8 protein-coding genes and 1 pseudogene are annotated in these 8,368 nt (G+C 54.7%); 4 read left to right on the forward strand and 5 right to left on the reverse strand.

Going from position 1 to position 8,368, the window contains the following annotated elements; translation table 11 throughout:
* Positions 1 to 92: 92 nt before the first annotated feature.
* Positions 93 to 251 (forward strand): annotated as a pseudogene (locus Q0683_RS11075) (RNA-guided endonuclease TnpB family protein); the annotation flags it as partial.
* A 125-nt stretch (positions 252 to 376) separates the two neighbouring features.
* Here Q0683_RS11075 and Q0683_RS10770 read toward each other — a convergent pair.
* Genes Q0683_RS10770 through Q0683_RS10780 form a run of 3 tightly spaced genes read right to left on the reverse strand, consistent with a single transcriptional unit; the run spans position 377 to position 3,038 of the window.
* Positions 377 to 631, reverse strand: coding sequence for a CRISPR-associated endonuclease Cas1 (locus tag Q0683_RS10770; protein WP_298615980.1), 255 nt, complete (start codon positions 629 to 631; stop codon positions 377 to 379).
* 28 nt (positions 632 to 659) lie between these two features.
* On the reverse strand, positions 660 to 1,271 hold the full coding sequence (locus Q0683_RS10775) for a hypothetical protein (protein ID WP_298977673.1): 612 nt from the start codon (positions 1,269 to 1,271) through the stop codon (positions 660 to 662).
* 12 nt (positions 1,272 to 1,283) lie between these two features.
* Entirely contained in the window at positions 1,284 to 3,038 is a 1,755-nt protein-coding gene (locus Q0683_RS10780) for an RDD family protein (RefSeq protein ID WP_298977675.1), read from the reverse strand.
* 225 nt (positions 3,039 to 3,263) lie between these two features.
* Between Q0683_RS10780 and Q0683_RS10785 the strand changes: the two genes are divergently transcribed.
* Both Q0683_RS10785 and leuD read left to right on the forward strand, forming a co-directional pair.
* Positions 3,264 to 4,316, forward strand: coding sequence for an adenosine deaminase (locus tag Q0683_RS10785; protein ID WP_298977678.1), 1,053 nt, complete (start codon positions 3,264 to 3,266; stop codon positions 4,314 to 4,316).
* Between the two features lie 9 nt (positions 4,317 to 4,325).
* Positions 4,326 to 4,922 carry a 3-isopropylmalate dehydratase small subunit gene (gene leuD / locus Q0683_RS10790; protein WP_298977681.1) on the forward strand — a complete coding sequence of 199 codons (597 nt, stop codon included), beginning with the start codon at positions 4,326 to 4,328 and terminating at the stop codon, positions 4,920 to 4,922.
* Here the strand turns inward: leuD and Q0683_RS10795 are convergent.
* Positions 4,919 to 5,857 carry a glycosyltransferase gene (locus Q0683_RS10795; protein ID WP_298977684.1) on the reverse strand — a complete coding sequence of 313 codons (939 nt, stop codon included), beginning with the start codon at positions 5,855 to 5,857 and terminating at the stop codon, positions 4,919 to 4,921. The genes leuD and Q0683_RS10795 overlap by 4 nt on opposite strands.
* Positions 5,858 to 5,966: 109 nt before the next feature.
* Here Q0683_RS10795 and Q0683_RS10800 point away from each other — a divergent pair, with 109 nt between their 5' ends.
* Positions 5,967 to 6,932 (forward strand): SPOR domain-containing protein, encoded by a 966-nt coding sequence (locus Q0683_RS10800; protein ID WP_298977687.1) that lies wholly within the window; start codon positions 5,967 to 5,969, stop codon positions 6,930 to 6,932.
* Here the strand turns inward: Q0683_RS10800 and Q0683_RS10805 are convergent.
* Positions 6,929 to 8,368 (reverse strand): right-handed parallel beta-helix repeat-containing protein (locus Q0683_RS10805; protein ID WP_298612529.1); only part of this gene is annotated, 1,440 nt, incomplete at its 5' end. The two genes, Q0683_RS10800 and Q0683_RS10805, sit on opposite strands and share 4 nt — an antisense overlap.

Genomic DNA, 8,368 nt, shown 5'->3' on the forward strand with positions numbered 1-8,368 from the left:
CAAAAATCAAGGGTTTGTCCATCTGAATAGATCCGTCGGCAAAGAAAAATCCACCCTGAGAAGGCGAGGAGGCCGGTGCGGTTGCATGGTTCACGTCCGCTCTCACGCGCCGGTTCGATAGGATTTGCGTCGAGAGTCTGAATGTGCGCGGCATGCTGAAGAATCGGCCCCTGTCGCAGTCCATTGCTGAGATGGGCTTCTTCGAGTTCCGGCGGCAGCTTAAGGACAAGGCGGCGATGCGTGGTGGTCGTTGATTGCTTTAGCCAGTAATGGTTAGCGTAGGTATTGCAGAACGGCGTAATTCGTTACTGGGTGCTTTGGAGTTTCACCCTTACGAACTTCGTAAAGTTAATAAACTGGCGGAGACCCCCATCCCTCAGCCACCCATGATCTCGGCTTCTTCAAAGGAGTTGCCGGAGTGCCACTGCATTCGGTTCGTTGAGCCAATGACAACCCTGTCCACCAGGAACACGCGGAAAATTTCCGTTAAATCCAGGGCAAGAGGGGGGCTTGGGCATGGGGCTGATGATCCAACCCAGCCGCGGGCGATCGCCAATGGAGAGAATTGACCCGCAGGGTTTCCGTTGCGGCGCTGCCAGCAATCTGGGCTACAGGGCAGATCTCCGGTCATTTCAACTGTTGGGGGAATGCCCTTAGGCTCAAGGATGTTTCCACCCTTCAAAACTCTGTTGCCATTCTCGCGATCGCGGGGGTAATTCCTGCAGCGAGGCTGCCACGTGGTTAAAGACTTGCTCCAGCACAGGCAAGGGCACTTGATCTTCCGCTTCAAAGAGGAGAGCCAACCGCCGCCCTCCTTGGAGATGAATTAAATATAACTCTTGGTGCATCGGTCGAGGGGTTGGATCATAAAACACTTCACCACCTACTCGCCGCCCCAAAATCTGTCGCTCAATCCGCCCAGAAGCGGCTGAGAGGGAGCCACCCATTTGAGTAAACCGTAGCCAACTGCGCAACTCCTGATCCGAGAGACCCCCCAGCACCTCGCTTGTTTTAGGTAAGCTCATTAAGGCCACCATTAGCTTGTGCTCTCCCGGTAGGGCGTTGGCGGGATAGACCACAGCAACGCCATTTTCACCAAATGAGGTGGGCGGCGAAAACGGTAGGGGCGTTTCAAAGGATAACCCCAGCAGTTGATAGCGTTGAGGGAGAGAAGCAACAGCCTGAACTGTCGGTTCACTCGCCCGACCCATGAACAGGGGAAAGGCGCCCAAAAGGGTCAGACTACAACTAAGGGTCAGCAGCCAGCGCATAACGGCCTCACACTAGGGGGATGACTGGTATCGTTGACGATAGGCAATGTATAGACCTTCTAGGAAATCCTCGGCACTGAGGGTAGGCCAGTTGGCAGGATATGTTGGCAGCAACAGGGGTTCTAATTGTTGGCGTAGCTCTTGAGCCGCTTGATAGCGACCTGCAGGACTCAGGCGATCGCGACTGTTGAGGTAGTTCCGTACCAGCAGATAGTGTTCAGGAGTCATCTGTTCCCAGTGGGCGAGCGATCGCAACTCCTGTACCCAAGCCGCCTGTGATTGCTGAAGGGGTGTAGCTTTAGGAGCCAACCGCACTGCTTGTTCATCTTGAATCACAAGGGTACCTGCCACCATATCTCCTAAGCGTTTTTCCGATCGAGATAACGCCACTAGGAATGCCCCTATACCAAAAAAAGCAAAATCAATAGGCTGAAGCAGACTGCGCAACGTGGCTTCCCGCAAACCAATGGGGCGGCCATTATCCTGAACAACCCGAATTTCTGCATAGCGCTTGCCGGGGGTTTGCCCTTGCCAGTAGGTTTCAAAGAAAATGTAGTAGCCGTTGTAGAGGGCAAACGTCACAAGTAGATAAATAGCCAAACTCCAAGCTCCAATACTTTGACCACCGGCGGGTAGCACCTCAATCAGCCACGGGTAAAGGGCATAAAAGTAGAGGTACCCTGCAGCCAGCGAAAAGAGTACAAGTGCTGTGTAGAGAATCACCTGATCAATGAGCCAAGCTAGAATCCGGCTACCGATTCCCCCAAGGGCAAAGTCCAACTCAATACTTTCGGGTGTGCGTAGTGTAACCCGTCGCAACCAGCGCAGGGGATTTACTGCCTCAGGGCGGACTTGAAACGCTGCTCCTTCATTGCGTACCCGCAGATCCCAGTAGAGCACTGCCTTGATCCCTTGCCAGAGGGGCAGGAGTAAAACCGCTACAAACAGGCCAGCGACGGGAATAATCACCACGCTGTTGATGAGGCTGCCAAGGAGATTCGCGGGAATCGTGGCAAGGGAAGCCACAAAGAACACCGTTAGGGTATGCCACGCCTGTCCCTGGGTCAGTTGCCAACTGCGCTGAACAGATTTGAGGGGCGTACAACCGGGTTCGAGGGCTAAGACGACATCAACAAGGGAGAGCCGTGCCATGAAGTAGCCAATCACCAACAACGCAAGGAGCACCAGTAACAGAATGCTCGGCAAAAAAGTTAAGAAGAAGAGGTTTCTTGTGGGTTCAGTTTGGATATTCTGCGCCAGCAATTGCACTAAAGGCGCACCGACCAAATAGATTAAGTAACCGATCGCCCCCAAGACCCCGTAAACTATGAGCAAAATGAAACCCACAATCAGCGTGGCCAGCAAGTAATTCAGCATGTTTGGAAAAATGCGGCGGCGGGCTTCCGATTCTGATTCCTCAAGGGCAGTGAGAACGGCATAGATACGGCGAGAAAGCAGCGCACCACCGGCCATCAGTCGTGCCCAACCAAAAAGATACAAGGGCAAGGCCGCCAGGATACTGATGCCTGCGCCTAAGAGAAACGGAGTAACATCATTGCTCGTCCTAGCAAGAAGCCCACCCATAATTAGCGCTACGGCCCCGATCAGCACGGCGGCAATGGTGAGCAAAAAAAACCACGCATGGGCAAAAAGGCTCAAAAGAAAATAGCGATTGCCCTGATGACGGTATAGTTCTAAAGCAATTGTGACTACATTGCCGCTTGAGAGAGCATAGGGCAACCGTCCTCGCCGTTGCAAAAGCCACATTTGCGATACCCAACCATTTGAAGATCGAGATGATCCTAGCGTTTGCGCCCCTCGTTCCCTGCGCCATCTTTGTAAAATTTGTTAACATTGGAATAATTTAACCCTTCTTTGCTGCGTTCATCGCTGTTTTTGTTCTGTTTTCGATTTCTATGGCTGAGGTGTGGACATGGACCCCTCTGGCCGGCTTGGGTATTGGTGACGTTTTGGCCAGTTCAAGGAGCACGTATGGCACTGTACGCAGAACTACATCGGCATTTGGGTGGCTCAGTTGTACCACGGATTCTTTGGCGGTATTTTCAGCGGAACGATCGCGCCCTCGCCGATCGCTTTCCCAACTACGAGGACTTTGAAACCTTTTATACTCGCCCCCGCCAGTCCCTGGAAGAATACCTCGAACTCCACACCCTTGTGGAGAGTGTGCAAACACCACAGGCATTGCCCTATTTCATTTTTCGTCTAATTCGCGGCGCCTATATTTTTGAAAACTTGGCTTATCTAGAGCTGCGCTATACTCCCTATCTGCGCACGGATCCGCAGCGCTCTGAGAGCGAGCGCATTGAGCAGATGGCGGACATTGTGAAGACGGTGGGTTTGGCTTGCCAAGTGCCGGAGTACCCCATTGTCACGAGCCAAATTCTCTGCATGCACACGCGACTCCCCTATGCGGTCAACCGTGCCATTGTGGATCTGGCGGCGAGTTTTCCCCAGTTTGTCTGCGGCATTGATTTGGCGGGGGGGGATAGTGTCTATGGCGATCGCATGGCGGAATTTATTAAACTCTATGCTTATGCCCGCGATCGCGGCCTGAAAACCACCGGCCACCTCTACGAAACGGTGAATGGCTGCTATCCCCAACTGCTGCCATACCTGCAACGCATTGGCCATGGTATTCAAATTCCCCTGCGCTATCCAGAGCTGCTCAAGGAAGTGGCCGCCGCAGGTCAATGCCTAGAAGTGTGTCCGACAACCTATTTTCAAACGGGTACGCTTGAGAGCTACGCGCAACTGCGGCTGGTCTTTGAGCGCTGTTTTGAAGCGGGAGTGGATGTGGCCATCTGTACCGATAATGCCGGTCTGCACAATGTGCGGCTGCCCTTTGAGTACGAAAACTTGCTCACTCACGACATCCTCAACTTCAAGGAGTTGCAAGCCTGCCAAGAAGCAGCCTTTCGCCATGCCTTTGCCTGGCCCCATGCTCAACCACCAACTTTACTCTTGAGTAACTTGCTCCAGGGCAATTCTCCCCAGCCCGCCCTTACAAGCTGCGGAATCCAGTAAGATAAGCCTATGAGTAAGATTGAACGCATTATCGGTCGTGGCCTCCCGCTGCGGGGCAACGATATTGATACCGATCGCATCATCCCGGCACGGTTTCTCCGCTGTGTCACCTTTGACGGCCTAGGGGAACACGTGTTTGCCGACGATCGCCGGGCGTCAGATCACCCTTTTAACCTGCCCCAATACCAAGGAGCAAAGATTCTAGTCGTCAATGCCAATTTTGGCTGCGGCTCCAGTCGGGAACATGCGCCCCAGGCGATTGCCCGTTGGGGGATTCAAGCCATTGTGGGCGAAAGTTTTGCCGAAATTTTTGCCGGGAACTGCCTAGCCATAGGAATTCCTTGTCTGACAAGTACCCCCGAACAGATCCAAGCGCTGCAAGCCCTCTTGGAGGATCAGCCCGGTACCGAACTGACCCTTGATCTGCACACACGAACCCTGACAGCAGGAGATCGAGTCATTCCCCTAACGATGGCAGAAAGTGCGCGGCAGATGTTCATTTCAGGTCAATGGGATGCCTGTGGTCAACTTTTGGCGAACCGTGACAAAATTCATGAAGTCGCAGCTCGACTTCCCTATGTGCGGTGGGCGGTCAACCTCAGTTAGTCCAAGAGTGCTCGCAACCAAAGCCAACTGCCAAACAGCCAACGCAAACCTTGCCAGCGGGGCGATCGCCCCAATGCGATGACCTCTGGCCGCTCAAAAAGCCGGTACACTGCCTGTGCCCGTTGCCACTGCCGTCGGCGTAAAAAGCGCCAAGTTCCCGCCAAGATAAACTGGTGAAAAAAGTCACACTGGCACTGCCGTAGTTTCTGGGGTGAGAGAAGGTGTAAATCGGCAGCGGCTGTAAAAATCCGCCCCAGGGTGGCCAAAGTCTCGGCCTGAAACATTCCCATTGTCAGGGCCTGATCATGAATCGTATAGGCAGCAGTGGCGCGGGGAACAGTATAAACTCCCTTCTGGGCAAAGAAGCGTAGCCATTGATAGAGGTCTGTGGCTTCGCCGTAGGCGGGATCAAAATAGCCGACCTCGTCGAGGAGCGATCGCCGCCAGACTAAGGCGGGAAAGCGCACAAATGAAGAATGCCGCAGCAATTGACTAAGGGCTTGCGCCGGGGAGAGCCATTTTTGCTGCCGTGGCATCTGCCGTCGCAGACAACGCTGCTGCTGATCCACCAAATGCACCCCAAAAAGAAAGACATCAAACTGGCGGCTGTACTGGGTGAGGGTTTGCAGAATGGTGGTGATTCCTTGGGGCAGGAGGTAATCGTCATCGTGCAAAAGCAGAATAAACTCCCCTGAGGCTTTGGCCAAGCTCGCGTTCCAATTGGCCACCATGCCTAGGCGCTGCGGATTATGCTGGTAGTTCCAGCGGCCTGACCATGAAGCAAGTAGATCTGCAACTGCGGCTGGCGCAGGGGAATCATCGGTAATCACTATCTCCACCTGGCCATGGTATTCGCAGGGCAGGGGCGCCACCACTGAGCGCACGGCTTGCCCTAGGCCTTGGGGACGGTTATAGGCGGGAATGCAAACACTCAATAGCGGGCGTTTGTGCCATTTTGGCGAACCTGCACAGTTTGCTGCATAATCCATCGGCGCGGTGCGTTAAGGAAAGGGACTGTTGGGCACTGATTTCGGAGCGATTGCCATGACCTCTGCCACCCTCGATCGCCAACGTTTGCAGGCGGCTTTGGCTGTCCTCAACCTTAGTTTAGAGGCAGAACTTACCCAGTATCGCTGCCATCGCATGGTACAGACCCACTCCCCCTTTGAAGCCCCACCTGTTCCGAAAACGGCAACGCCCCCAGAACCGAGTGTCCCTGCCGCATCCACCCCAGAGCCTGTGTCATCAGCCGCTCCTCCCGTTGTCGGTTCTTTGGCGGTAACCTCAGAAACTGCGCCGGCCGCTGATGAACGCCCAAATGAGGTGCTCCCTGATCCATTTCTCGCGTTTGACCCCACAGATTTAGCAGAACTCTTGCCCCAATCCTACGCCGGTGATCCCCCTGTCCCCCAAACGCCAAACCCAACAAAGTCTCCCTTTCCCTCCACCCGTGAGCTGCTCAAACAGGTACGGCAACACCGAGAGCGTCCTTGGTTGCAGCGGCGCGAGAGCAATAATCAACATTTGGTGCAACGCTGGTTAATTGTGGTAGGCATTTTGGCGGGCTTTAGTGGTGCGGCCCTGTGGTGGTTTAGCCGCCGGCCTTTCCCGATTGTCAGCGAATTGCCCTCCCCCGCCAGTCCAGCTCCTAAATCGCCAGCACCGACACCGCCCGTAGGGCCTGATATGACCGCGCGGGAATTTCCGGAAGTGAATCGTAGTACCCTTGCCCAGTTGGAACCTGCCCAGAGTCCTTCGCCGAGTGCCTCTCCCACCCCTGCCTCGGCTGAACCTGACCAAAGGATACAACTCTCTGTCGAAAAAATGCCCAATGGTCGCTACTATGTCCTCGCTCCCTACAAAGAACCTGCTGATCTAGAAAAAGTCCAAGCTCTCGTGCCCGATGCCTTTTTGGTCGGGGATGGCAAGCAAACCAAGATTCAACTGGGGATGTTTGTTGATGAGGCCTCTGCCCAAGCGATGGTGAATCAGTTGCGCGATCGCCTTTAGGGGGTGAGCCAGCGATCGCTGGCATTGCCGTACTGTTTCTGCCACTGGTGCCAATTGATATTTTCCCCTTCTATGCGAAAGGGATAGGGAGCCTCACTCCACCAGTGATTATCCTGCAATCTCAGGGTTTGCAAAAAAGGTTGCCCCTTGAGGGTAGTCAGCAGTTGCTCTTGGTGGCTACCAATCCAATTCCCCTCTAGGTGCCAATCTTGGGACACAATTGTGACTTCTTTCCCTGTTTCGGGCAGTGTCACCGTGCGGGGCGAAGGATCCCGCACCCCAATTTGTGCCCCTTGGTTTTCCCAAATCCAGTTGCGGCGCAGGGTGACATGGGCCGCTGCCCAACCAAAAATGCCGGGGGTCTGCAGGTAGTTGGGGGCAACGCTGTAGTTATAGGCAATCAATGAGTCCTCAATGGTGACTGGTCCTGCGCCTGCCTCTAGAAAAAGACCAACAACGGCATTGCCAACGAACTGCGATCGCCGAATCTGCACGTCTTGATTGTCAGTATCCAGCCACAGACCTGCTGCTTGATTCCCAACGGCGCGGTAGCGCTCAAAGACAGCTCGGCGGAGGTGAAAGTACTTATCCCCTGCATCCCAAGTGTAAAATCCTGCCCAAGCCCCTCGCCAATTATTCCCTTGAACTAGCACCTCCTGAACCGTAAAGTCCCGTAGATAGACACCCGCCATGCCCCGCCAGCCATTTTGCAGAAACTGGGTTCGCTCCACCCGCAGGCGATCGCTCTGGTGGCTTTCCAGCCCGCCCCAGTTATTCGCCCAAAAGGTACAGTCTTGAACCAGAATCTCACGGCTGCGTTCAATGCGCACTGCTTGGGTAAAGGTGCCGCCATAGTGTTCAAAGCGCAACCCGATCAAGCTAATAAGACGACTGTCTAGGATGCGCAAGGCTTCGCGGTGAACGGCCACCTCTAGCTCGCTCGGCGAGATGCCCCTTGGCAAGGCCACATACAGTTGCTGCTCCCTCTCATCCACATAGAAATCATTCCCCTGCAATTCCTCGAAGCGGAGTTGCTGCCGCAGGGGATGATCCTGTCGCCAAACCAGTTCGCCCCGCTGCGCTAGCAAGGGCAGATCAACGCCGTAATCCGTCCAAGGGTTGCCGGAGAATCCCCAAGCCAGGGTCCAAGGGTGACGGTAGATTGTCACTGCCGGCGTGGTAGAGACTTCTTGCCAGTCTGACCATTGTTGGCTGCCGCGCAAAATCACGGGATTGCCCGCCTTAGCTATCAGCCGCAGGGGGGTTTGCCGCTGCTGAATTGTTCCCAAAGCCTCCCGATAAATGCCGCCGTGGATGTAAATGTCCGTGGGGCGATCGCGCCTCTGCGCCCAGGCCAAGGCAGCACCGATCGTGCGAAAGGGCGTCTCTTTGATTTCCAGCGGTGTATCACTCGCTTGGGGATGGGCTGGGTTCAC

It is taken from the genome of uncultured Thermosynechococcus sp. (genome assembly GCF_938074695.1).
Classification (GTDB): domain Bacteria; phylum Cyanobacteriota; class Cyanobacteriia; order Thermosynechococcales; family Thermosynechococcaceae; genus Thermosynechococcus.